Source organism: Paracoccus sp. 22332, from assembly GCF_052045125.1.
GTDB classification, from domain to species: domain Bacteria; phylum Pseudomonadota; class Alphaproteobacteria; order Rhodobacterales; family Rhodobacteraceae; genus Paracoccus; species Paracoccus haematequi_A.
The window spans coordinates 1-22,983 of the sequence record NZ_JBQEOI010000023.1 but is presented as its reverse complement, the minus strand read 5'-3'; the positions used below and the strand labels follow the sequence as shown (position 1 = coordinate 22,983).

At 62.9% G+C, this 22,983-nt stretch carries 22 protein-coding genes and 1 pseudogene; 14 read left to right on the top strand and 9 right to left on the bottom strand.

Annotation, left to right across the window (positions count from 1 at the left end; all coding sequences use genetic code 11):
* The first annotated feature begins 34 nt into the window (after positions 1–34).
* The 7 genes from ACTJI6_RS17340 (at position 35) to ACTJI6_RS17310 (ending at position 6,578) form a co-directional block, all read left to right on the top strand.
* On the top strand, positions 35–598 hold the full coding sequence (locus tag ACTJI6_RS17340; protein WP_440802436.1) for an NADPH-dependent FMN reductase: 564 nt from the start codon (positions 35–37) through the stop codon (positions 596–598).
* Positions 585–1,844 (top strand): MFS transporter, encoded by a 1,260-nt coding sequence (locus ACTJI6_RS17335; RefSeq protein WP_440802435.1) that lies wholly within the window; start codon positions 585–587, stop codon positions 1,842–1,844. The genes ACTJI6_RS17340 and ACTJI6_RS17335 overlap by 14 nt, the downstream gene beginning before the upstream one ends.
* The gene (locus tag ACTJI6_RS17330) at positions 1,841–3,559 is read left to right on the top strand and encodes a tannase/feruloyl esterase family alpha/beta hydrolase (protein ID WP_440802434.1); all 1,719 of its coding nucleotides are present in this window, start codon (positions 1,841–1,843) and stop codon (positions 3,557–3,559) included. The genes ACTJI6_RS17335 and ACTJI6_RS17330 overlap by 4 nt, the downstream gene beginning before the upstream one ends.
* 90 nt (positions 3,560–3,649) lie before the next feature.
* A complete protein-coding gene (locus ACTJI6_RS17325) occupies positions 3,650–4,879 on the top strand; it encodes a multidrug effflux MFS transporter (RefSeq protein WP_440802432.1) in 1,230 nt (409 codons plus the stop codon).
* Positions 4,880–4,930: 51 nt separating this feature from the next.
* A complete protein-coding gene (locus ACTJI6_RS17320) occupies positions 4,931–5,428 on the top strand; it encodes a tannase/feruloyl esterase family alpha/beta hydrolase (protein ID WP_440802429.1) in 498 nt (165 codons plus the stop codon).
* Positions 5,425–5,838: a GlcG/HbpS family heme-binding protein gene (locus ACTJI6_RS17315; RefSeq protein ID WP_440802428.1), complete on the top strand. Its 414-nt coding sequence runs from the start codon at positions 5,425–5,427 to the stop codon at positions 5,836–5,838. Before ACTJI6_RS17320 ends, ACTJI6_RS17315 begins: the two co-directional genes overlap by 4 nt.
* Positions 5,838–6,578: an SDR family oxidoreductase gene (locus ACTJI6_RS17310; protein ID WP_440802426.1), complete on the top strand. Its 741-nt coding sequence runs from the start codon at positions 5,838–5,840 to the stop codon at positions 6,576–6,578. Before ACTJI6_RS17315 ends, ACTJI6_RS17310 begins: the two co-directional genes overlap by 1 nt.
* Before the next feature lie 14 nt (positions 6,579–6,592).
* Here ACTJI6_RS17310 and ACTJI6_RS17305 read toward each other — a convergent pair.
* Positions 6,593–6,832: pseudogene (locus ACTJI6_RS17305) on the bottom strand (helix-turn-helix domain-containing protein); the annotation flags it as partial.
* A 255-nt stretch (positions 6,833–7,087) separates the two neighbouring features.
* Between ACTJI6_RS17305 and ACTJI6_RS17300 the strand changes: the two are divergent.
* On the top strand, positions 7,088–8,251 hold the full coding sequence (locus ACTJI6_RS17300; RefSeq protein WP_440802423.1) for an OmpP1/FadL family transporter: 1,164 nt from the start codon (positions 7,088–7,090) through the stop codon (positions 8,249–8,251).
* Between the two features lie 268 nt (positions 8,252–8,519).
* Here the strand turns inward: ACTJI6_RS17300 and ACTJI6_RS17295 are convergent, their stop codons facing one another.
* Entirely contained in the window at positions 8,520–8,741 is a 222-nt protein-coding gene (locus ACTJI6_RS17295) for a DUF3072 domain-containing protein (RefSeq protein WP_440802421.1), read from the bottom strand.
* A gap of 504 nt (positions 8,742–9,245) precedes the next feature.
* Positions 9,246–9,470: a DUF1127 domain-containing protein gene (locus tag ACTJI6_RS17290; protein ID WP_440802419.1), complete on the bottom strand. Its 225-nt coding sequence runs from the start codon at positions 9,468–9,470 to the stop codon at positions 9,246–9,248.
* Positions 9,471–10,134: 664 nt separating this feature from the next.
* On the opposite strand from ACTJI6_RS17290, the gene recD2 reads away from it, so the two are divergent.
* A complete protein-coding gene (recD2, locus tag ACTJI6_RS17285; RefSeq protein ID WP_440802416.1) occupies positions 10,135–12,333 on the top strand; it encodes an SF1B family DNA helicase RecD2 in 2,199 nt (732 codons plus the stop codon).
* Between the two features lie 121 nt (positions 12,334–12,454).
* On the opposite strand, the gene ACTJI6_RS17280 is transcribed toward recD2, so the two are convergent.
* From ACTJI6_RS17280 to ACTJI6_RS17255, 6 genes are all read right to left on the bottom strand, one after another.
* Positions 12,455–12,688 (bottom strand): zinc finger domain-containing protein, encoded by a 234-nt coding sequence (locus ACTJI6_RS17280; protein ID WP_188717087.1) that lies wholly within the window; start codon positions 12,686–12,688, stop codon positions 12,455–12,457.
* Between the two features lie 371 nt (positions 12,689–13,059).
* Positions 13,060–14,277, bottom strand: a complete 1,218-nt coding sequence (locus ACTJI6_RS17275) for a DUF1173 family protein (protein ID WP_440802414.1) — start codon at positions 14,275–14,277, stop codon at positions 13,060–13,062.
* Positions 14,267–14,794: a thermonuclease family protein gene (locus ACTJI6_RS17270; RefSeq protein WP_440802413.1), complete on the bottom strand. Its 528-nt coding sequence runs from the start codon at positions 14,792–14,794 to the stop codon at positions 14,267–14,269. Before ACTJI6_RS17270 ends, ACTJI6_RS17275 begins: the two co-directional genes overlap by 11 nt.
* Positions 14,791–15,138: a hypothetical protein gene (locus ACTJI6_RS17265; RefSeq protein ID WP_440802410.1), complete on the bottom strand. Its 348-nt coding sequence runs from the start codon at positions 15,136–15,138 to the stop codon at positions 14,791–14,793. Before ACTJI6_RS17265 ends, ACTJI6_RS17270 begins: the two co-directional genes overlap by 4 nt.
* Positions 15,135–16,382 carry a replication initiation protein RepC gene (repC, locus tag ACTJI6_RS17260; protein ID WP_440802409.1) on the bottom strand — a complete coding sequence of 416 codons (1,248 nt, stop codon included), beginning with the start codon at positions 16,380–16,382 and terminating at the stop codon, positions 15,135–15,137. Before repC ends, ACTJI6_RS17265 begins: the two co-directional genes overlap by 4 nt.
* A 261-nt stretch (positions 16,383–16,643) precedes the next feature.
* Positions 16,644–17,213 (bottom strand): hypothetical protein, encoded by a 570-nt coding sequence (locus ACTJI6_RS17255; protein WP_440802408.1) that lies wholly within the window; start codon positions 17,211–17,213, stop codon positions 16,644–16,646.
* Positions 17,214–17,624: 411 nt separating this feature from the next.
* Between ACTJI6_RS17255 and ACTJI6_RS17250 the strand changes: the two genes are divergently transcribed.
* From ACTJI6_RS17250 to tnpC, 5 genes are all read left to right on the top strand, one after another.
* The gene (locus ACTJI6_RS17250; RefSeq protein ID WP_440802406.1) at positions 17,625–19,289 is read left to right on the top strand and encodes an RcgA family putative transporter; all 1,665 of its coding nucleotides are present in this window, start codon (positions 17,625–17,627) and stop codon (positions 19,287–19,289) included.
* 17 nt (positions 19,290–19,306) lie between these two features.
* Entirely contained in the window at positions 19,307–20,314 is a 1,008-nt protein-coding gene (locus tag ACTJI6_RS17245; protein WP_440802405.1) for an alpha/beta hydrolase family protein, read from the top strand.
* Positions 20,315–20,556: 242 nt separating this feature from the next.
* On the top strand, positions 20,557–20,976 hold the full coding sequence (gene tnpA, locus ACTJI6_RS17240) for an IS66-like element accessory protein TnpA (RefSeq protein ID WP_440798008.1): 420 nt from the start codon (positions 20,557–20,559) through the stop codon (positions 20,974–20,976).
* Entirely contained in the window at positions 20,970–21,329 is a 360-nt protein-coding gene (gene tnpB, locus ACTJI6_RS17235; protein WP_214273084.1) for an IS66 family insertion sequence element accessory protein TnpB, read from the top strand. Before tnpA ends, tnpB begins: the two co-directional genes overlap by 7 nt.
* A gap of 68 nt (positions 21,330–21,397) precedes the next feature.
* Positions 21,398–22,963: an IS66 family transposase gene (gene tnpC / locus ACTJI6_RS17230; RefSeq protein WP_080622378.1), complete on the top strand. Its 1,566-nt coding sequence runs from the start codon at positions 21,398–21,400 to the stop codon at positions 22,961–22,963.
* Positions 22,964–22,983 lie beyond the last annotated feature (20 nt).

Here is a 22,983-nt window from a genome sequence, read left to right as displayed (position 1 = left end):
CCATCGGGGTGCTGCAAGACAGATGGAACGTATCATGACGACGAACTATAAGGTTGCAGTGCTGGTGGGCAGCCTGCGCAGGGACTCGCTGAACCTGAAACTCGCCAGGGCGCTGACCGCGCTGGCCCCTGCAGGGATGGAGTTCGACTTCGTCCCCCTCGGCGACCTGCCGCTTTACAATCCCGACCTGGAGGACAACGACCTGCCCGATGTCTGGTGGCAGTTCCGCGAACGGATCGCGGGCGCCGATGCGGTGCTGTTCGTGACGCCGGAATACAACCGCTCGATCCCCGGGGCGCTGAAGAACGCGCTGGACGTGGGTTCGCGCCCGATGGGCAAAAGCGTCTGGGGTGGAAAGCCCGCCGGGATCGTCAGCGGCTCGCCGGGGGGCATGGGCGGGTTCGGGGCGAACCACATCCTGCGCCAGTCGCTGGTGTTCCTGAACATGCCCGCCATGCAGCAGCCCGAGGCCTATGTCGGCGGTCTCGGCGGCCTGTTCGACGCCGAGGGCAACCTTGCCAAGCCGGAGACCAGGACCTTCCTCCAGACCTTTATGACGGCCTTCGCCGCCTGGGTCGCCCGGCATGTCGACCGCTAGGCCGCCGGCCACCGCCACGCACCGGATTGCCGCGATCACCGGATCGCATCCGCTGCATCTGGCGCCCCGGTCAGTAGGGGGCGGGCGGGCGGCCGCCTTTCTGGGAATCGTGCTGATCTCGCTGAACCTGCGGGCGGCGGCGACCTCGGTCCCGCCGATCCTGCGGCTGATCGCCGAAAGCTTCCCGGTCGGGGCCACGGCACAAAGCATTCTGGGCACGCTGCCTTTGCTGTGCTTTGCGCTGTTCGGCTTTGTGACGCCGCGCCTGACGCGATGGTTGGGACTCGAGCGCGCGATGGTCCTGGCCGCCGCGCTGATCGCCCTGGGCGAGATCACGCGGGCCGCCTTCAGCCAGTCGGCGCCGGGGTTCATTCTGTTCTCGGCGCTGTGCTTCGGCGGCATGGGCATGTCGAACGTGCTGGTCCCGGCGGCGGTGAAGCACTGGTTTCCCGATCGGATCGGGCTGATCAGTGGCGTGTTCCAGGTGCTGATCGTGGTCAGCGCCTCGCTTCCCTCGCTGATCGCGGTGCCGGCGGCGCAGGCTGTCGGCTGGCGGTGGTTCGTGGGGTCCTGGTCGGTGCTGGCAATCCTCGCGGCACTGCCGTGGCTGGCGCTTGGCCGGTCGAAGGCGGAACCGGCCGCGGCCGACACGGCGCCGGGCCTTTTGCGTCATCCGCAGGCCTGGGCGGTGATGGTGGTCTTCAGCACCGGCCCGATGCTGCTTTACGCCATGATTGCCTGGCTACCGACTATGCTGACGCAAACGCGCGGCATCAGCGCGGCAACGGCTGCGGCGATGCTGTCTGCCTTCAACGCCATCGGCCTGATCCACAGCTTTGTCGTCCCGAATGTCCTTGGCCGGATGAAGCAGCCTTATCTTGTCATCGTCCTTGCGGCGGTTTGCGCTGCGGCGGGGCCGCTGGGGCTGGCTTATGCGCCGGGCTCGGCCTGGCCCTGGGTGCTCATCTCGGGCGTGGCGGCGCTGACGATGAACGTGGGCCTCACGCTTGTGACCCTGCGCTGCCAAACCGAGGCAGGAGTGACCGCGCTCAGCGGCTTCGTGCAGAGCGCGGGCTACCTGATCGCGGCGGTTGCGCCCTTGGCCATGGGAGCGCTGCATACGATGACCGGCGGCTGGGTCGCGCCCTGCTGGTTTCTTGCCGCCATCGGCGGCCTTGCCCTGATCGCGGGCATCCCTGCGACGCGCGCCGGTTACCTGGATTCACCCGAAGGAGACGTATCATGAGACTTCGCGCCCTGATCGCCCTGCTGCTTGCCCTGTCGCCCCTTGCGGCGGTCGCGCAGGCCCCGCTGGGGGTCGTCACCCCCGTGGCAAGCTGCGCCTCGCTGGCCGAAACCGACCTGACAGCCATCGGTGGCGCGGGCAGCGCCGTCACCGCGGCCGAGGAGACCGAAAGCGGCGGCATCCCCGTCTGCTCGGTCCAGGGCACGCTGGCCCCCACCATCACCTTCCAGGTCCTGCTGCCGCTAGAAACCTGGACGCAGCGCTATCTTCAGGTTGGCTGCGGCGGGCTGTGCGGGCAGATCACCCTGCAATCGGGCGCCTCCGACGGCTGCGCGGTCCTGAACGACGGCGGCTTCGTCATGGCCGCGACCGACATGGGTCACGCCGGCGGCATGACAGACGACGGCAGCTGGGGGCTGGATGCGCAAAAACGGGTGGATTTTGCCTATCGGGCCCAGCACCTGACGGCAGAGGCGGCAAAGGCTCTGATCCGCGCCTTCTACGGCCAGCCGCAGGAATACGCCTATTTCAACGGCTGCTCGGACGGTGGGCGCGAGGCGCTGATGGAGGCGATGCGCTTTCCCGACGATTTCGACGGCGTAATCGCCGGCGCGCCCGCGATGCTGTTCCAAGTGCAGAACACGCTGTACCATGCCTGGCAGGCACACTCGAACACCGATGCCGAGGGCCGCGCCATCCTGCTGGCCGACCGCCTGCCGATCCTGCACGATGCGGTCCTGGCGGCCTGCGACGCGACGGACGGCGCGACCGACGGGCTGGTCGCGGAACCCGCCGCCTGCAGCTTCGACCTTGCGACCGTCACCTGCGCCGAAGGGGTGGCCGACACCTCCGCCTGCCTGACGCCCGCCGAAGCCGAGGTGGCCCGGCGGTTCTATGAGGGCCCGACCGATCCGCAGACCGGCGCGCACCTGACGGCGGGCCAGCCGCAATACGGGTCGGAACTGGACTGGGCGGGCGTCTATGTCCCGCAGGCGGCCGAAGACGGGCTGATGAGCGCACAGGCCGCGCTGCCCGTGATCCGCAACCTGGCTTTCGACCCGGCGCGGCCCGAGGCCACGCTGGAGGATTTCGCCTTCACCGAGGACACGCTGCAGGCGCTGCGCACCCGCCATCCGCTTTTCGACGCAACCAACCCGGACCTGTCGGCCTTTGAGAGCAGCGGCGGCAAGTTGATCCTGTGGCACGGACTGGCCGATCCGCATATCTCGCCCGCCAACACCCTGTCACTGCACAAGGCGATGATTGACCGGATGGGCGCGGAAACCGTCGAACAGTTCGAGCGGCTGTATCTGCTGCCCGGCGTGGCCCATTGCGGCAATGGGCAGGGGCCGAGCAGCCTCGACCTGCTGACGCCGATGATGGCCTGGGTCGAAGGGGGCATCGCACCGGACGCCGTCATGACCCGCTCGGCCAGCGAGGGAACCAGCTTCGGCGCGCCCGCCTTCGGCGGCGGGGCTGAAGCGGGCGGAGAAGGCGGCGGTCAGCCGCCGCGCGGGATGCCCCCCATGCCGCGATCGTCGCTGCCCGAGATGTCCCGGCCGGTCTACCCCTGGCCCGCCGTGGCCCGCTACACCGGGCAGGGCGACGTTTATGACGCCGCCAATTGGGAGAAAGGCGCGGCGGCCGAGGTCGTCACCCTTCGCGACTGGCCGGGCAGCGACTTGTTTGGCGTATATTCGTTCACAATGGAGTAATGGTGTAGCCCTGCCTTTCGAACAGGCCGTGGAATGATGCGCGCCCCTCCGCGCACTCGAAACACATTGAAGATATGTAGGGAAGAGCGAATGAATACGAAGAATTCGCAATCCGGACCGAACGCGCTGGCGATTATCGTTGTGCTTTCTGTGCTCTCGATATTTCCGCCACTGGCCACCGACATGTATTTGTCGGCTTTCGGTGACATCCAGACCTATCTAAGTGCTCCGGACGGAGTGCTGGAACTGTCGCTATCAGTGTTCTTTCTTGGGCTTTGTGTTGGCCAGTTGATGTTCGGCCCATTGATTGACCGGTTTGGCCGCAAAGGGCCGCTGCTGATCGGTGCGGGGCTGTTCTGTCTTGCGACGGTGTTCCTGCTCATGACACGTTCAGCCGAAATCTTCATCGGCCTGCGTTTCATTCAGGCTCTTGGCGCCTGCGGCGGCATGGTCGTTGGTCGAGCAGTTGTTTCCGACCTCTATGAAGGACAAGCGGCTGCCCGCACCATGACACTTTTGGTTATGCTGATGACGCTTGGTCCCGTCGTCTCGCCGCTCCTAGGCGGTATTCTCGTCACGCAGCTGGGATGGAAGTCGGTCTTCGTGACAATGCTGATGATTGGCGCGGGTGCGCTACTGCTCGCAATGACCTTCCTGCCGGAGACGTTGCCGAAATCAAAGCGCCTGACTACGCCCATAATCGGTGTGGTCGGCGATTACTGGAAATTATTGACATCACGCCAATTCATCATTCCTGCACTGGTAAGTTCGTTTGTGCAGGCGGCAATGTTTTCCTTCATCACCGCTTCGTCAAGCGTCTTTCAAGGTACTCTGGGACTCGGCAAGATCGAATATGGATTTGCGTTCGGCTTTGTTGCTCTCGGCCTTGTTGTTGCCTCTTGGCTCAATAATAAGCTTTTGGTCGATCTGGAGGTGAAGACGATCATCGGCCGAGCATTACCAGTGTTCGTCGGGGTGAGCTTCGTTCTACTAATGGTTTCGGGGACGCAACGCCTCTTGATTCTAATTGTGCCACTTTGGTTCTCGGTAGCATTGGTGGGACTGTTAAGTGCTAACGGGACATCTGTTGCTATGGAAGCGTCACGAGGGCAATCGGGCGTGGGATCAGCTCTTGTGGGAGCCTTGCAATTTGGCGTGGCCTTCGTGTGCTCGGCCGCTGTGGCATCATCAATCTCCACGAGTGCACTTCCGCTTGCGCTCGGCATTTTGATCCCCGCGATCATCGCGTTGTTGCTTTGGATAGTCGGTAGTCGACTCGACCCATCGCGAGCTGAAAGGGCCAAAACACGACAAGCCTGACGAATGACATGCTGGTTTCGATCGGTATGCTGCTTTGTTGCGGTAGCCGAGGTGGCTCGGCGGTTCTACGAAGGTTCGACCGACCCGCAGACCGGCGCCCATCTGACGGCGGGCCAGCCGCAATACGGCTCGGAACTGGACTGGGCGGGCATCTATGTCCCGCAAGCCGCAGAGGACGGGCTGATGAGCGCGCAGGCCGCGCTGCCGGTGATCCGCAACCTGGCCTTCGACCCGCCGCGCCCTTGGACCACGCTGGAGGATTTCGCCTTCACCGAGGAAACGCTGCAGGCGCTGCGCACCCGCCATCTGCTGTTCGACGCGACCAACCCGGACCTGTCGGCCTTCGCCGAAGCCGGCGGCAAGCTGATCCTGTGGCACGGCCTGGCCGATCCGCATATCTCGCCCGCCAACACTCTGTCGCTGCACAAGGCGATGATCGACCAAATGGACGCGGAAACGGTCGTCACCTTCGCGCGTGGCCGGACCGCGACCTATTCAGCCCCTCCACCTTCACCGACGAAACGAGACTGCAAATGTCGAACACCATGACGCAAACGATTCCGACCCTTACGCTGGCGGGGGCAGAAGCCCTGACGGCGCGGGCCATTGATGAGGCCACCAAGCGATCTGCACGCATCTGCGTGGCGGTTGTCGATGCCAGCGGCCGGTTGCTGGCCTTCAGCCGGATGGACGGGGCTGATCTGGTTTCTATCGACGTGGCCATGGGCAAGGCGCGGACGGCGGCCTTCCTGGGCAAGCCCGCCAGCGCCTTCGAGAAGATGATCGACGGCGGCAAGCCCTCGATGCTGTCGGTGCCCGGTGCCGTGCCCCTTGCCGGCGGCCAGCCGGTCGAGGTGGACGGCGCGATGGTCGGGGCCATCGGCATCAGCGGCTCGACCGGCGAGGGCGACGAGGCCATCGCATATGCGGTGGTGCAGGCGTTCCGGGAGGGCTTGTGATGGCTGAGGACCGTGCAGCCTTAGAAGGCAAGACCGTCCTGGTGATCGGTGGCAGTTCCGGCTTCGGGCTGGAGGTCGCACGTCTGGCACAAGCCCACGGCGCGCGGCTTCTGATCGTCGGACGCGACCTCGAAAAGGCGGCGCGCGTCGCAGAAGGGTTTCGCATGGCCGGGGGTTCGGCGCAGGGCTTTGGCCTGGACGCGACCGATGCCGCTGCGCTGTCGGGGCTGCTGGAGGGCGAAAGCCCCGTTGATCACGCGGTCTCGATGGTCGGCGGCGCCATGGGCGGCGGCTTTCTGGGTGCCGATCTCGCCACGATCCGCCAGGCCATCGAGGAAAAGTTCTTTGCCAATCTCGGCATCGCCCGCACCCTCGCGCCCTTCCTGGCTGAAAACGGCAGCCTGATCCTGACCGCGGGCTCGGGCGGGCGGCCGGACAATGCCTCGGGCGCCATCGTGGGCAACGAGGCCATCGGGACGCTGGTGCGGGGCCTTGCGGTCGAGCTTGCGCCCCGCGTGCGGGTCAACGCCGTGGCCCCCACCTGGACCCCGACGCCGCTGTGGCGCAACGTCGCCGCGCCCGACATCGAGCAGACCCGCGCCCGCTTTACCGAACAGATCCCCCTGCGCCGCACGGGCGAGCCGGTCGAAGTGGCGCAAGCTTATCTGTTCCTGATGCAATGCGGGTTCATCACGGGCCAGACCGTTGTCGTTGATGGAGGTCTGAGCCTGGTCACTTGACGCCGTCCTTTCACGACCAGCTTTCGGTGAACCGCGCGACGGCGCTCATACTTGTCCTGAGCCGTCACCGCATAGTAGCCGCTATACTGCGGAAGCTCGGCGTCCAGAAACGTGTTCCGCTTCAATTCCCGGTAGATTGTCGACGGGGCGCGCGAGAGCCGATCTGCGATTTCCGGCACCGGCATCTTGCCTTCGCGCCATTTGGCGATCTTTCGACGTTCTTCAAAGCTCAGGTGTAGGTAATGGGAAGCCATTCGCAAACCTCGATGCAAATACCTGTATTACTTTGGCATTTGCACTTCGTTTGTGAATCCACCGACCTATAGTTCCTACATCAATAATCAAGATTATGGAACTTGCCGCCTGAAGAAGGCTACTTTGGCATCGATAGCCTGCCGGAACGGCCAGGACGTTTCTTACTCATAGGCGCCTCATCCTATGCTATCCTTTTTCAGTAGCAAATTACAGACGCTGTCGTGATGATACCCGAGCTTTGACGCGAGGCCTTCATGAAGACCGCATGCATCGGCACAGCCGTCTGGCTCCTGTGCGGCACAACCCTTCATGCTGGGGGTGTCGAGCGGAGCAGCCAGTTTCTCGGTCCTCTTTTCGAACCAGGCAACTATCTCGAGCTGAGCTACGCCCACGTCTCGCCCCGCATCACAGGAACAGACCTGCCGCTTGGCCTCTATTCCGGTGGTGAGCGCACCGGCGATATTGCGCCCTCCTACGACAACTTCGGCTTTGCCTATAAGCACCAGTTCAATGAACTCTGGTCAGCCGCGATCATCCTGGACCAGCCATTCGGCGCTGACATCACTTATCCAGCCAGCGGCTCGTTCAATCTCGGCGGAACCGGCGTGGTCATCAACAACACCGACCTGACCGGCATCATCCGCTTTGCTGTTCCGGAAAGCGGCTTCGGGGTTCACGCGGGTCTCCGCGGAGCGCGCACGGATGGACGCGTGACCTTGGCCGGCGCAGCGTTTGGCCCCATCAGCGGCTACCGTGTCGATGTGGACAGAGATATCGCTTATGGGTGGCTCGCCGGGGTGTCGTGGGAAAGACCGGACATCGCCGCCCGTGTGTCCCTGACCTATAATGCGGTAATCGAGCATGACTTCGACATCTCTGAGACCGGTTCTCTTGTGGATCCGGATGGACCCGGCCCCGCGCCGGCCTTGCCGCTTCTGGACGGGCGTTCCAGGCTGACGGTCAAGACGCCGAAATCCTGGAACCTCGAGTTCCAGACCGGCATCGATCCCAACACCCTTGTCTTCGGCTCCATCCGCTGGGTGGATTGGTCAAGCTTCCGCGTGGACCCTGAGAAGCTCCTTCAGGTGACCGGCAGCGGCCTTGTCGATCTTGACGACACCACCACCTTCACCATCGGCGTAGGCCGTACATTCACCAAAACCTGGTCTGGCGTGGCCAGCGTCACCTACGAGAAGTCCGGCAATGACCTTGTCTCGCCGCTGGCGCCGGTCAACGGCCAGAAGGGCATCAGTCTGGCAGCCATCTACACGCAGGACAGGATCAGGATCACGACCGGGATCAGTTATACCAGGCTGGGGGATGCCCGGCCCGAGACCGGCACGCCTGATACAGCCCGCGCCGAGATCGACGGCAGCCACGCATGGGGCGTCGGCATACGGGTCGGCTACAGTTTCTGAGGGCAGAGAGTACTGGGCATCTCCGAAATCCGCGCCCTTTGCACCGTAGCCTGCTGCGCTCTCGTAATGACTGGGGGTTCGCCCGGCGTCAGATTGGCAAAAGGGCACTGCACCAGATCGTCCGGAGCTACACAGAACCGTGTTGCGTGATACGTTCGGAAAAAGAGTGCCGAGCCCCAGGAGCATCGGCACCGCATCGCCCTAAAAAACCATAGTTGCCGGAACTCATGACCTTTGGGATGTCGCTCCGCCTTCCGACAGCGAAGCCCTACTGGTCCAACCCCAGCTTGGCTTTCAGCGCATCGATGCGCTTTGAGGCCTCCGCCTTGCTGATGGTGTCGTCAAAGGCGTCGGGATCGTCGGCCTGTTCGCTCAACGTCTTGAGATAGGACGCCTGTGCGCCGGTCATCGGGTCTTCGCCGCTGACCCAGTTGTCGGGATCTTTCTCGGCATTGTCGGTCGGGTGGGATTTTGGGTTTTCATCGGCCATGGGGCACTGCCTTTCTCAGGATGCTGCAAGGAAACACGCGCCTCATGTTCTGGTTCCGTTCGCGTCCATCGAGAAGCCCGGAGGACAGGAGCAGCAAGGCAAGGCTGATGAAGGTGTCTCCGGTAAAGCTGACCTCAGGGTCAGGCAGAGAAGAACCGATCAGGCGATGAGGATAAGACCAACCCTCTTTGTGGACGACGGGTATCCCGGTCGGTTCGGAGCGTTGCTCCAGCATCGGTGTCCATCATGAAAAAGCGGCAGCACCCAGGGAGGAGTGGGTGCTGCCGCGGAACGCTGGCCCAGGGAGGAGGAAGGGCCGCGTATGGGTGCGGCAAGGCCAGGGAGGAGGAGAGGCCGTTGCCGCCAACGATCGGACCCTGGGGAGGAGGAGAGGTCCGTCGCATCGGGTGCCGCAAATGGAGCGGCTATGTAGGGGCGGCATCCTCTGGCAGAAGAATGCCGCCAGCCCCGACCCAGGGAGAAGAGGGCGGGAAGGTCTATATCTTACTTCGAACCCCAGGCGGCTTCGTGAGCCAGGCGGGTGATCATCGCGCGGCTGATGCCCAGGTCCGCCAGGTCGCGGTTGGTCAGGGCGTTCAGTTCACGTACGGTCTGGCGATAGATCACGCGGCGGGCGCGGTTTTCCTGCATATGCTGGATCGCAGCCATCAGACGGCCAGCGATGCCAGAGGTAGCAGCGGCCTGGTGGGTCTGGGCAATCGTAGCCATGGCGGGTTTCCTTTTCAGCGTCTTTGTTCTTGCATCTGCGCCCTGCCCGGATTGGCCTTGCGCTCTTTCGATAGACCTAAGATGGCGCTAACGCTGCAGATGCACAACCGATCCTTCGGGGATGCTGCCATGCAGCATCTGCAAGGGAAGGACTGAAGCTGCGGACATCCCTCCCGCGGCCGATGGCGTAGGGCCTGTAGGATACATCCGTTGAGAGGCATTTTGTGCTTCAAGAGCAGGCGCTGCTTGCCCATTCTCTTTGCTGGATGCCGATGATCACAACACGCCCCGCGGCGATCAGCTTTGAAGGGAGGACTTGACGTGTTTCAAGAGGAACACGGCTGACGAAACTGTCAGGTGAGCAGCTGCCTTAAGGGAAACACCTGAGGTCTTCATCGGGAAAGAATTTCCGGAAGGCTGACCCTGGATGTGCCCTCCCCTTTGACGACGGCAGGATGTGAAGGGTGGGGTGCAGATCGTGGATGTCTGATCCGTTCGCCTGCAACAGTTCGGAACTTGGTTCAGGACCTGGCTGGCATATATCTGCTGACACAACATGGTCGAAGACGCGGAAAGATGTCGCCCGCGATGGAGACCAGACGCGATGCGATTGGTGCAACATGCGGTCAGGGAACGTCGCGCTCTTGTTTGGTGAGGATTGTGGATGGCGCAGGTGATGACCCCGGATACCCACAATCCGACAGAGGTTCTGGCCGGTCCGGTCGAGCGGGTGACCTTCCACAGTCCCGAGAGCGGCTTTTGCGTGCTCCGGGTCAAGGCGCGCGGGCACCGGGACCTGGTCACCGTGGTAGGCCATGCCGCGATGATCTCGGCGGGCGAATGGATCACCGCCTCGGGTGTCTGGCTCAACGACCGCACCCATGGCCTGCAGTTCAAGGCGCAGTTTCTCAAGGCCTCGGCGCCCTCGTCCGTCGAGGGCATCGAGAAGTATCTCGGCTCCGGCATGATCCGGGGGATCGGGCCGGTTTATGCCCGACGGCTGGTGAAGGCCTTCGGCACCGACGTCTTTGATGTCATCGAGGCCGAGCCCGAGCGCCTGCGCGACGTGGGCGGCATCGGCCCGGTCCGGGCCGCCAGGATCACCGCCGGCTGGGCGGACCAGAAGGTCATCCGCGAGATCATGGTCTTTCTCCATGGGCACGGGGTGGGGACGGCACGCGCGGTACGGATCTTCAAGACCTACGGCACGGATGCCGTGCAGGTGATGAGCGAGAACCCCTACCGCCTGGCCCGCGACATCCGCGGCATCGGCTTTCGCACCGCAGACATCATCGCCGAAAAGCTCGGGATCGAGAAGACGGCTGCCATCCGCATCCGGGCAGGCGTGTCCTTTGCGCTGAGCGAGGCCATGGGCGACGGCCATTGCGGACTGCCGCGGGCCGAGTTGACCGGCCTTGCCGAGACGCTGCTGGACGTGCCCCCTGCCCTCATCGAGAGCGCCATCGGCGATGAGCTTGCGGAAGGTTCTGTGACCGCGGACCGGGTGGGGGAGGCGGACTGCATCTTCCTGACCGGGCTTTATGGGGCCGAGCGCGCCATCGCCGGCCACCTCGGGCGCCTCGGCACCGGCCCCCTGCCCTGGCCCGCCATCGATGCCGATCGTGCCCTGCCCTGGATCGAGGAGAAGACCGGCCTCATCCTGGCCCCGAGCCAGGCCGAGGCGATCCGCCTGGCGCTCAAATCCAAGGTTATGGTGATCACCGGCGGACCCGGTGTGGGCAAGACCACCATCGTGAACGCCATCCTGCGCATCCTCGCGGCCAAGGGTGTGAAGCTCCTGCTCGCAGCGCCCACCGGCCGCGCTGCCAAGCGCATGACCGAGACCACCGGGCTGGAGGCCCGGACCATCCACCGCCTGCTGGAGTTCGATCCCAAGGCCTTCGCCTTCAAGCGCAACGAGGAAAGCCCGCTCCACTGCGATCTGCTGGTCGTCGACGAAAGCTCCATGGTCGACGTGCCGCTCATGCAGTCGCTGATGAAGGCGGTGCCAACCACCGCAGCACTTCTGATGGTAGGCGACATCGACCAGCTGCCCTCGGTCGGCCCCGGCCAGGTGCTGGCCGACATCATCGGCTCGGGAGCCGTGCCGGTGGTGCGCCTGACCGAGGTCTTCCGCCAGGCCGCACAAAGCAGGATCATCACCACCGCGCATGCCATCAATGCCGGCCGGATGCCCGACCTCGCGCGCCCGGACACGGCTTCAGACTTCTACTTCGTGCCGGCTGGCGATCCCGAGGAGGCCGTGGCCCGCATCGTGGAACTGGTCAGCCGGCGCATCCCGCGGCGGTTCGGCTTCGATCCGATCAAGGACATCCAGGTCCTGTGTCCCATGAACCGGGGCGGTGTCGGCGCCCGGTCCCTGAACATCGAGCTGCAGAAGGCTTTGAACCCGGCGGGCGACAAGAAGATCGAGCGCTTCGGCTGGACCTTTGCGCCGGGCGACAAGGTCATGCAGGTCGAGAACGACTATGACAAGGACGTCTACAACGGCGATATCGGCACCATCGCCGACGTGGATGCGGATGAAGGCGAGGTCGCGGTCGACTTCGACGGCCGCATGGTTGTGTTCGCCTTTGGCGAACTCGACACCTTGGTGCCGGCCTATGCCGCCACTATCCACAAGAGCCAGGGATCAGAGTACCCTGCGGTGGTCATCCCGGTGATGACCCAGCATTACACCATGCTGCAGCGCAACCTCCTTTATACCGGCGTGACCCGTGGCCGGAAGCTGGTGGTGCTGGTCGGTCAAAAGCGCGCCGTGGCGATCGCGGTCAAGAATGCTTCGGGACGCCGCCGCTGGTCAAAGCTCGACGAGTGGCTGGCTGCGGGCCAGGCGCGCTGACGGTATCCTGGGCCTTCGGCTTCTCAACGAACTGATCCCCTGCACGAGGAGCGTACGAGGTCGCTGCGAGCCATGCGGGCAGCTCATCCTCATCACAAGGCCGCCGCGTCCTTTGTCACCCTCAGTCCCGCTCGCGTCCATGGGGGTCGATCAGCCAACCGCTCGCGGCAGGAACGATGGCGGCAAGATCGCCATACTGCTCGACGAACTCACGGTCGGCCTCCGCCTGGCGCGCCCTGTGCAGATCGGGCGACAGCTGGCCGTTAGCGCCGCAGCACCATTCATCGGGCGCCTTGCCGCAGGTGGGACAGCCGACCGCCAGGGCCGGATGTTGATGCGCGGTGAAGTTGGGCATGGACGTGTCCTCCCTGTGTCATGGGGATGGCGTGCAGCAAGGGTATGAGGCCTGCTGCCGAAAAACCTTTGGCAAGGCCGCAGGGCTTCGGCGCAAGGCTACGCCTGGAGCCGCAGTCCCGGTCCCAGTTCCGGTCGTCGCCCGGATTACCGTCCGAGGAAGCGCTGCGGCCTGTTTCTAGCATCATGGCCAAGAGTCTGCGCCTGGGCTCCCGGCAGGTCCAATGACAAATCGGAATCAATCCGCCAGCAGGGATTCGTCTCGCTGATGAGTAACGCAGGCTGCTTGGCCTGCAGGCCGTTCGACACGCGACAGAACTACCCGGCCACCAAGCAGGCGGAGCGTGATCAATGTTTGCCCAAGGGCGTGGATCAGATCCGTGTGCCATGGTCCACGCGCCGCGGGAGCTCCGGCATGTCGAAAACCCCCGCCGGCCAGTGCCAGGCCGGATAAAGGCTCTCTGCAGCAATCCGGCGCAGATCCTCCTCCCGATCGGCCGCCATGTCCGGTGCCGGCGCATAGAGCGCGATCGGTCCGTCGCCATCGAGCAGCACAGCGGTGGCAATGGGCGCATCCGCCGGCAGGTTGTAGGGCAGGCAGCGGACGAAATCCCGCTCGGCGAGGGCTTCGAGCAGCGCATGATCCCGCTCACCCGCAAAGGGGATCCACCGGCCATCGACCGCCATCAGGGCAATCTCCCGGATCTCGGCATAACTGCCTTTCACGGCAAAGGTCGCGATGGCCATCAGGTGACTGTTTGCCGTGGCCTCGACGAGCCGCACCTTCCGGGCGGCAGCCCGGTCGAACCGCTTGGCCGTGTCGCTGTCGACGAAGACGGAAAAGTCCGGCAGATGCTTGAAGCGGAGCTTGCGGCCGTATTGCGCGGGCTCCTGTCCCTTGAGTTCGGCCACCAGCAGGCCGAGCCCCGTGGGCTTGCCCGCCACAGGCTGCAGCCTGTGGAGAAAGCGCCGCCGTTCGTCTGCCAGGCGCTCCTTGTCCTCGAGGACGTAGGGAGGCGGAACAAAGAGGATGTCCGACAGCGGCCCAGACCGGGTCCGGGCGCGGGTCGCCGCAAGGCAGAGCTCGCGGTGCACGATCCACCAGCTGCGTCGCCCGTAAGCCCTGCGCCATGTCGTCAGTCCCGCAGCGTCCCAAAGATAGTGCAAAAGGGCAAGGAGCCGCAGCCTGCGCGGGCTGGCGGTCACCGATACGGTATCCGCTTCATCCTCATCGGTGGACGACGACGGCCTGCTGCCGCGCAGGGACAGCGAGAAGCCGAGCCTGAGCATCGTGTCGCCTGCCTCGTCCGTGACGATGGCCTGCCCGGAGAGTGGCCCAAGCCCGGAGAGCTCCGGGGGTGGATCGAAGGACGGGCAGGCAAGGTCATGCGTATGTCCCGTGCCGGGCATACGCTTGAGATGAAACACACCATTGATCAGGGCCACATACATGGGCGGTTCGGCCTCGCAGCACTGGCAGAGTGGGCGAGCATGACCGTCATGCGCCCGGGCGAGGATCCCTTGCAGCTGGGGCGCATCGTCGCAAAAGTGGACATGCCCCAGCCGGTAGCACTTTCGCTCAGCGCTCATCGTCCGCTCGCTCCCTGTGCTGCCATCCCCTGCCCTGCGCCAGTCCGCCGGCCGAGTGAAGCTGCCGCGCCAGATGCCTGTCCCCCCTGGCCTCCGCCTCACGCCCCGCCGCCCTGTACCTGCCCTGCTCGTCGCCGGCGGCAACAGCCCATCTCTCCCGATCCAGCCACTCGGCCAGATCGCTGCCGCGGGAGGCGCAGCGTGCCAAATCGCGGCCGTAGCGGTCCAGACCAGCGACATGGCACGAAACCTGCCGAGCGACGGGCGCCGCCAGGACGTGTGGGAGGTCCCAACCGCATTTCCATGTCTGCCTGGCTGCGTCTTGGCAGGTCAGGTCCGGTTCAGGGGCGCCCATGCCGAGGATGCGGATCCGCCACCCACCGATGACAAGGGTATCGCCATCGATCATCCGTGCAGGCCCTGCCAAACCGGTAGCAAGTGTCATGTGTTCCTGCGCACCCAGCAGGAACATTGCCGCCACCAGGATCAGCAAAGAGAGCCGCGCCGCTTTCCTCATTTCCGCCCCCCGTCCGACGGCGGCTGCGGATCGACCCCGAGACGCGCCCGGAGGCCAAGCGCTGTCGCACGCTGCACGAAGGTCTCTCGCGCGGCAGAAACGGCGCGGGCCCCCGCGAGGCTATCCTGCCATGCCTGATCCAGGCACTGGAAATGCTGGGTCAGTGCCGAGAAGTAGCGCTCGAAATCAGCCGCCACCAGATCGACATAGGCCTCGATATCCGCGTCTCGCTCTGGAACCCAGGGCTCCTCGGGTGGAACGCAGACCGGAGCCTGCGCTTTTGCGGCAGGAGAGATCAAAAGCACCGTAAGCAGGGCGGCGGTGATGAAGCGATGATGCGTCACAATGCTTCCTCCCGTCGGCGGCGTTCGCTGAGGCCGATCAGACTGCCCATCATGTTCAGGTGACCCTGCAGCCAGGCCCGCGTCATGCCCCGCAGATAGCCGCCGGGGCTGATGATCGGCGCCACAGGATCGTCCCGGCGCGCGTCCAGGATCAGCATGGCCACCGTTGCGCCATCCACGCCCATGGCTGTGAAGGCATCGGACCAGGCAGAGGGGTGAATGCCCAATTCCAGCACGCGCCGCTCCGCCGTCCAGACGAAGTCGTGAAACCTCAGGCACTCGGGATCAGCCCGCCCGGACAGGTAGAACTGCATCTCGGGTGAGGCGAGCCGGAACAGCCGCTCAGGGCCGACTTTGGTGAGCCATTCGCTTCTGGCCGCGTTCGGCCCACCCTTACACCCATCTTCGGCGTCTTGTCTGCTGCTCACCGTTGGCTGACGAGAAGGTTGGCCGAACACCACCTCCACCGCAGACCCTCTGCCCTCGGTGCGGGCATCACAAGACAAGGAAAAATCTTCGCTTGTATCTTGTAGAGGGGACCGCTCGTTTTCGAGCGGTCGATCGGTTGATTTCTGGAGCGTTTCGAGCAGATCGAGGGCGGCTCGCGTCAGGGCGTCCGCTTCCCTCTCGTGCGCGGCAAGCGCATCCAGCGTCATGGCGTGCAGCCGGTCGGCGCCAGGCCAGGCAGCCCAGGCATCCTCCATGGCTTGAACACGGGCATCCTGAGAGGCAACGTTGCGGAGCTGCTCCAGAGCCCGTCGGAGACAGCGCCAATGAGTACTGCGTTGACCCCGAAGATAGATGGCTTCACGGCGCGCTGTGGTCAGCTGCGCATCGAGAGCAAGCAAATCGGAAAACCGGTTGATGACACCACTGAAGAACAGCCCGGTTCCGGCGTGGCGGGATCGGCTGCCATTTGCGGCCGTCCTTCGCTCGAGAAGCCTCGCCTGCTCGAGCCGTGCAGTGTGCGCACGCAGCCGTGCCTCGGAAAGAGCAAGCATTTTTGCAAGTTCAGACGCAGCTGCATAAACGCTTGGCTCTCGGTCGGGCTCGATCCACTCTGCTGGCCGAGTCATGGCAGCAAGCCGGGTCCATGTATGCGCAGCCGCTCGGCCGACGCCGAGATGCGGGGCGATCCGCTCCACAAGGTGAATAAAGGCGTCGCGCTGCCATCCGGAAGGCAGGGATGGGTAGACTGGCAGATCGCGACGGGAATGGGCCTTTGCTGTGAACGTTCGTGCCATTTGCTCCTCGAAAACTGGGAGCACGGGAGCCGCAGCCAAAACGCATTCGTTCGCACGGATGCGTTTTCACGCTTGATTTTTGGGACGGATTCAATCACGATCGCTCCTAACAAGTAGAGCTGATACAGGTCTGCAAACCTGTGTTATCGAACCTCCCCTCGTGCGGACCCCGCGCGGGGGTTTTCTATGTCTCAGTGATCGTTTGTATGACCTCGTTGTCCCTTCTTTTCGTCGTGGACTGCTCAACGGCCGGTATAGGCATCAGTAGCTCACCCACTCCATGGAATATGCACCGGTGTAATCCTGCATGCGCAGCACGACGGCCCGAAAGCTTGGACCGTACTCACTTAACAGCGTGCTCCCGGTTCTGGCCCGAACTGTGGGGTCCAGCCATGCAGGCCAGTCCTCCTCGTCAACGCTTTGCCGCACAAGGCGACCAGACGCATCGTAGGTGCCTCGCACAGTATCCAGATACATGTCCCGCCCTCCACTGCCGCTCGTCACGGACTTGGCAAGATACCAGACCTCGATCGCGTCACGGTATGCTGCGACTTCCGGAGACAAGGTCCCCTCGCTGTCAACCGGTAAGCTCGGACTGCTCCCCATAGGACATCGCCAGAGTTGCAACGGCGGCTCGATGGGCCAGGGGGTGATGCGACGGATGACCTCGGCTTTGGCGGCCGAGCATTCGACCGATGCCGGAAAGCTGCCAGCCATGCAGAGCAAGATGGCGCAATCGATAGGATAGGCGAGGGCAGAAGAGGGCGTGAGCGCCGGGACTGCGACAATCAGCCCGGCCGTGACGTTGTTGCGTATGTACCAGCGAGCCATATCATTGCACCTATCTGCACTGCAGATCGGTATTATGATTACTCCACCTGTGTCTATGTGGCAACCGGCGATTGCGAGTACGTCCGCGGACGGATGGCCCTCGAAGGATCGAAGAAAAAGTTTTCGGGGACAGAAATCTGGGAAAACTCACCCGTGTTCCAGCGATAAAGCCCACGGGTTGTCTGACCCTCGACAACCGTTTCCGTGAGGATCGCTTCCCGTTTCGTCGTCTGATCCTGATGCATCATCTATTCCTCCGCCCAGTGGGCACTATCTCGCCCGCAAAAGAGTGGCTTGTGTCAGATCTTGTTCGCAATCGAGCTGACAAAACTCTTTCTGCACCCCCAGTAGCTGTGCTTCCATAAGGGAAGAAGTCACGAGAGGATACGAAGCCAGGCGAAACGAAACGAAATGGAACCCGCCAGTCCGCTGACAAAGAACAGTAAGTTTTTTCTGCCACCCCCGAAGGACGGGAGTGACTTCAAGGAGCTCTTCGCCCGAATAGCTGCCACAGGTGCGGGTCGGCCAGCGGACAAAGATGGGTTTCCCGGTGGCCCATGGACGCCCGAACTTCTTGCAGAAGCAATTTCTCAGATCGAGGGCAATCGAGCCGGCGTGGATCTGAGAACGGTGCAGCTTTGGTTTCAGGAGAACGACAGGGGCATCAGCCCCACCAACATTCGGTGGCTGGCGAGAGTTTTAGGTTGTGATGATCCGGTCGCGACCGGCGATTGGCAGGTGGAACTCAGCACGGCACAATCACGGCTGACAGCCAAGAGACGGAAGCAGACCGGCGCAGAAGAACCCGGTGCGTTGGAGAACACAGATGTGGCACCACCTGCGTGCTCCCGTAACGAAGCAGCCCTGCCGCCAGAGACATCAAGCGAGAACACCCCTGCTGGATCGTCTCGGCGCTTCAGTCTGGCAAGTCGATCCGAGGCACTCTTCAGTAGCCGATCCTTGCTCGATTTGCCGGCATTGGTGTTCGCGGGCGCCGTGGCACTGGGCTTCATGTCGTACGTTGTCGACATCCACAGCGTTTTCTATGCCCATCCGAACGAAGCGACCAAGCAGGTGGGGTTTTTGTGGGCGCCGAATTGGACAATTCTCTTCTTGGTGATCCTTCCCCTCTATCTAATGTTTGCGGGTGATTTGATTGCTTATTGGAAAAACGAAGGGCGCGTGAAGTTTACACGGGGACGAAAAGACCAGTGTACCCGTGACTGGATACGCCGCGTTGAAGATTATTCATATCCATACTGGGCATGTCTTCTTGTTTGTTTGCCCATTGCCTCTGTAGCGCAATGGATCAACGAGTGCTTGGTCCCACTGTTGACCAGCGATCCAGGCAACTTCGGTGTGGACTGGGGCCGTATAGCAATTTTCCATCCAGACGTTATCTCGGTACCGGAAGCCGTCGTATTCACAGGCGCTGCGTACCTCTATATGGGTATTTGCTTCTTTATCTTTTTTGCGGGTTTGATTTTACTTTTTACACTGGCCGATGACCTGTCAAAGATCGGACAGGCACCAGAACTCTGGCCTCATGCCGAGCGCCGGAAAGAGATCAATGAAGCCTCTTTCAGAGTAATGCTCGGAATATTTCGTTGTACCATTTTGGGGCTCCTTATTGCGATCTGCATGAGGCTTCAAAACATGTTCATGCTATCGCGGGCAGAAACGATCGTGTCGTGGTTAGTTGACGACTTGATGACGGTCTTGAGCGGACGACACGTAATCCTTGATCGCCTCCCTTACAGTCGACCCACGCTTTATAGCAGCCTTCTCGTCGTCCTGACGACGTGTACAGTCTTCCTGCATGGTGCCGCTCGAGTTCAATGGATGTGCGCACAAGCAAGAGCGATCAATGCTGCTGAGGAGCCACGTGAAAAACGGCTACACGATTACTCCGGTCAGTCTAGTCTGCCGTGGGGGATGATGTTTGGGGTCGTGGGGTTACTCGTGGCCAACTACCTGCTCATTGGTGTCTTTGCGGGCTTCTCCGTTTTGCTAAGCCTCGGTGGGCTGCTCGCGATATACAGTTTAATCGATCCCGGCTTCCGGTATGGAAGGTGAGCGAGAGGACAATCCAGGTGTTTTACAAGTGGCTTGATCGTTGGGATGAACGGCGCGCGCAGCGCGGAGATGAAGGAAAGAAGGTAACGGACGTCGTCCTTGCTGCCGAACTGGCCTTTCCGGGGGCGGGCAATGTCGCAAGCATTGCAGACTTTTGTGATCTTGCAGACCGGGCCGTTGCAGATCCTTCGTACTTCGATGAACCGATTGGATCCGAGTTATCGTTCGAAGCCAGAAAGGGGTGGATCAGCTTTCCTTCAGACATATCCACAGAGACTGACGAGAATAATAGAGTTTTTGCCAGAATAACGAAGGGCAGATCTTTTGATCACGCTTTGGTCGTGTTTCATCACTGGAATGCGCGCTCCCGGAATGATCTGCTGGCAAAGTCATTTGCCCGGCAAGACACCACGGTTGTTGAGATCGCATTACCCTATCACCTGGAGCGTAAGCGTCCGGGCTCCTCACATGCTGACTATATGCTGAGCGCAAATCTCGGTAGAACGATCCGGTCCATACGGCAAGGAGTGCTGGATGGCAGGAAACTCATACGGTGGCTCAGGGCTGAAGGCTACAAAGAGATTTCTGTACTCGGAATAAGTCTAGGATCTTGGGTAGCTGGACTGATCGCAGCCCATGATCCGACTGTCAGAAAGGCTGCGTTGTTTTTGACGGCGGGAAGCCTTGCCGATATGGTTTGGACTGGCCGTGCAACCCAATCGATCCGGGCCAGCTTGGAAGTGGCGATCAAATTACCCGATTTAATCAGGGCTTGGGGCCCAGTAAACCTGGAAAACTACACTGATCGGCTTGCTCGGCCAGACTTGGAAATTTTGGTTGTTCTGGCCCTAAGAGACAAGGTCGTGTTGCCGGAACTGTCCAAACGGTTTGTCGACCGGCTGAATGACGCCGGAGCCAAGCTGGACCTCCTGGAAGCAAACTGTGGCCACTATTCCCTATCAATCCCCCCGTATGTCATTCTATCTGGACTGAGATTAAGGGCGTTGCTCCATCGGCGGCCTTGAACGGTCTGGACTTTCCTTTTCTTGTCCAAGTCACTTCCGTCATAGTGAGCACGGAGAAACGGTGGCAATGGTAGTCGGGTCGGATATGCGCATCGATGCGCCGCCTGTTTATCGGTATACCTGCCGTAGGGCAGTGCCGGCGGTAAGCGCGACGCTGATCCCCTCCTGCCGCTGGTGATCTGAACGGGCCAATCTCCGTGCGCATGAACGTCGGAGGTGTTGGCTTGGAACGAGACGGCAAAATGGGCGGCCATTTGGACGGCTTCTCGGATGGTGGGGTTTCGCGGCTGGAAGTGATGGAGGGGCCGACCGGGCGTCAGCGACGCACGAAGGCGGAGCGGGCGCGGATTGCGGCGGAAAGCTTGGTGCCGGGAACTTCGGTGACCGAAGTCGCGCGGCGGCACGGGACGACGCGCTGGCAGGTTTATGACTGGCGGAAGAAGCTACGGGACGGACAGCTTGTCGTGCCCGAGAGCGTGGCGGCACTGCCGATGTTTGCAGAACTGGTCGTCGAGGGCGCCGCAGCGGAGATGCCGGCAGAGACGGAGGCCAGCACCGGCGTGGAGATTGTTGTGGGTGATGTCGTGATCCGCGTCGGCGCAGATACCGATGAGGTTCTGCTTACGCGGTCGATCCGAGCGGCGCGGGCGGCGGCATGGTGATGCTCGGCCAGGGCGGGCCGGTGAAGGTCTACGTGGCGACGCGGCCGGTGGACTTCCGCAAGGGCATCGACGGGCTGGCGCTGGCGGTGCAGGAGATGTTCGGGCTCGACCCGTTCTGCGGGGCGGTCTTCGTCTTCCGGGCGAAGCGGGCAGATCGTATCAAGATTCTGGTCTGGGACCAGACCGGGATGGTGCTCGTTCACAAGCGCCTCGAGGGCGGCAAGTTCGTCTGGCCGCAGGTGCGGGATGGGGTGATGCGCCTGTCCTCGGCGCAGCTGGCGGCGCTGTTCGAGGGGTTGGACTGGAGACTGGTAAGACCCGAGCGGGTGCGCCGCCCGCTGGTTGCAGGGTAAGTGCATCCGACGCACTGGAGGCCCCGTTTTTACTGGCCAGAACGGCATCAGCGTGATTCACTTCAGGCATGGATGCCGACACTCTCAGCCGCGAGAACGCTCATCTGAAGGCCCGCCTCGCGGAGGTCGAGGCAGCGCTCGCGGAGGTACAGGAGGCAAACCGCCGGCTGGAGGGTATCCTGCGCACCTCGCAGCGCGAGCGCTTTGGCAAGAGTTCCGAGAAGTTGTCACCCGACCAGTTCAATTTGCCGCTCGAGGACGCCGAACTGGCCCAGGGCGTGCTTGAGGCCGCGCAGGAGAAGGCTGAAGCCGCGCTTTCCCGGGCGCGAGGGGAAGAACCTCGCAAGCCCGCGCGCAACCGTGGGCATCTGCCGGCGCATCTGCCCCGGGTCGAGCGCGTGATCGAGCCGGCCAGCACCCTTTGCCCCTGCGGTTGTGGTGAGATGGCCCGGATCGGGGAGGATGTCTCCGAGCGGCTCGACGTGATCCCGGCGCAGTTCCAGGTTCTTGTGACGCGGCGCCCCAGATATGCCTGTCGCCGCTGCTCGCAGGCCGTAGTGCAGGCTCATGCGCCCGAGCACGTCGTGCCGGGCGGCCTGCCCACCGAGCGGCTGATCGCATGGATCATCATCTCGAAGTTCGGCGACCACCTTCCGTTTTACCGCCAGGCGGGGATCTTCGAGCGGCAGGGGCTCCACCTCGACCGCGGCACATTCGGCAATTGGGTCGGCCGCGCCTGCTTCCACCTGATGCCCGTGATCGACCACATGAAGGTCCACCTGCGCGTCGCCGACCGGATCTTCGTCGACGAGACCCGCGCGCCTGTTCTGGAGCCGGGCCGGAAGGCCACCAAGAGCGGCTACTTCTGGGCCGTCGTATCCGACGATCGCGGGCATGGCGGTGCCGGCCCGCCCCTCGTGCTGTTCCACTACGCTCCCGGTCGGGGACGGGAACATCCGCTTAGGTTCCTGGCCGGATACCGCGGCCGGTTCCTGCAATGCGACGCCTACCAATCCTACAATGCGCTGACCGAGATCACGCGCGATGAGGGGCCGTGGCAGCTGGTCTATTGCTGGACCCACGTCCGCCGCCGCTTCGTCAAACGCGTCGAGAGCGACGGCTCGCCCATCGCCGAGGAGATGCTGCGCCAGATCGCATTGCTGTATCAGATCGAAAAGACCGTGCGCGGCAAGGACCCGGCCGTCCGCATGGCCATCCGACGCGAGCAATCCGCCCCGATCATCTCCGCGCTCAAGCCCTGGCTGGAGACCCAGCTCTCGCGCATCCCGCGGAAGTCCCTGCTGGCCGAGGATATCCGCTACACCCTCGCGCACTGGCCCGGCCTGATCCGCTTTATCGACGATGGCACCCTCGAGCTGGACACCAACCCGGTCGAAAACCAGATCCGTCCGATCGCGCTGACCCGGAAGAACGCCCTCTTCGCCGGGAACGAAATCGGCGCCGAGAACTGGGCCATGCTCGCCTCGCTGGTTGCCACCTGCAAGCTGTCCGGCGTGAACCCCGTCGACTACCTCGCCGATACCCTCCGGGCCATCCTCGACGGACACCCCAGATCCCGCATCGAGGACCTCATGCCCTGGTGCTACGACCAAGCGTCAAGCCTCGCTGCATAGGGCCTCGTCGTCGCGCTTAC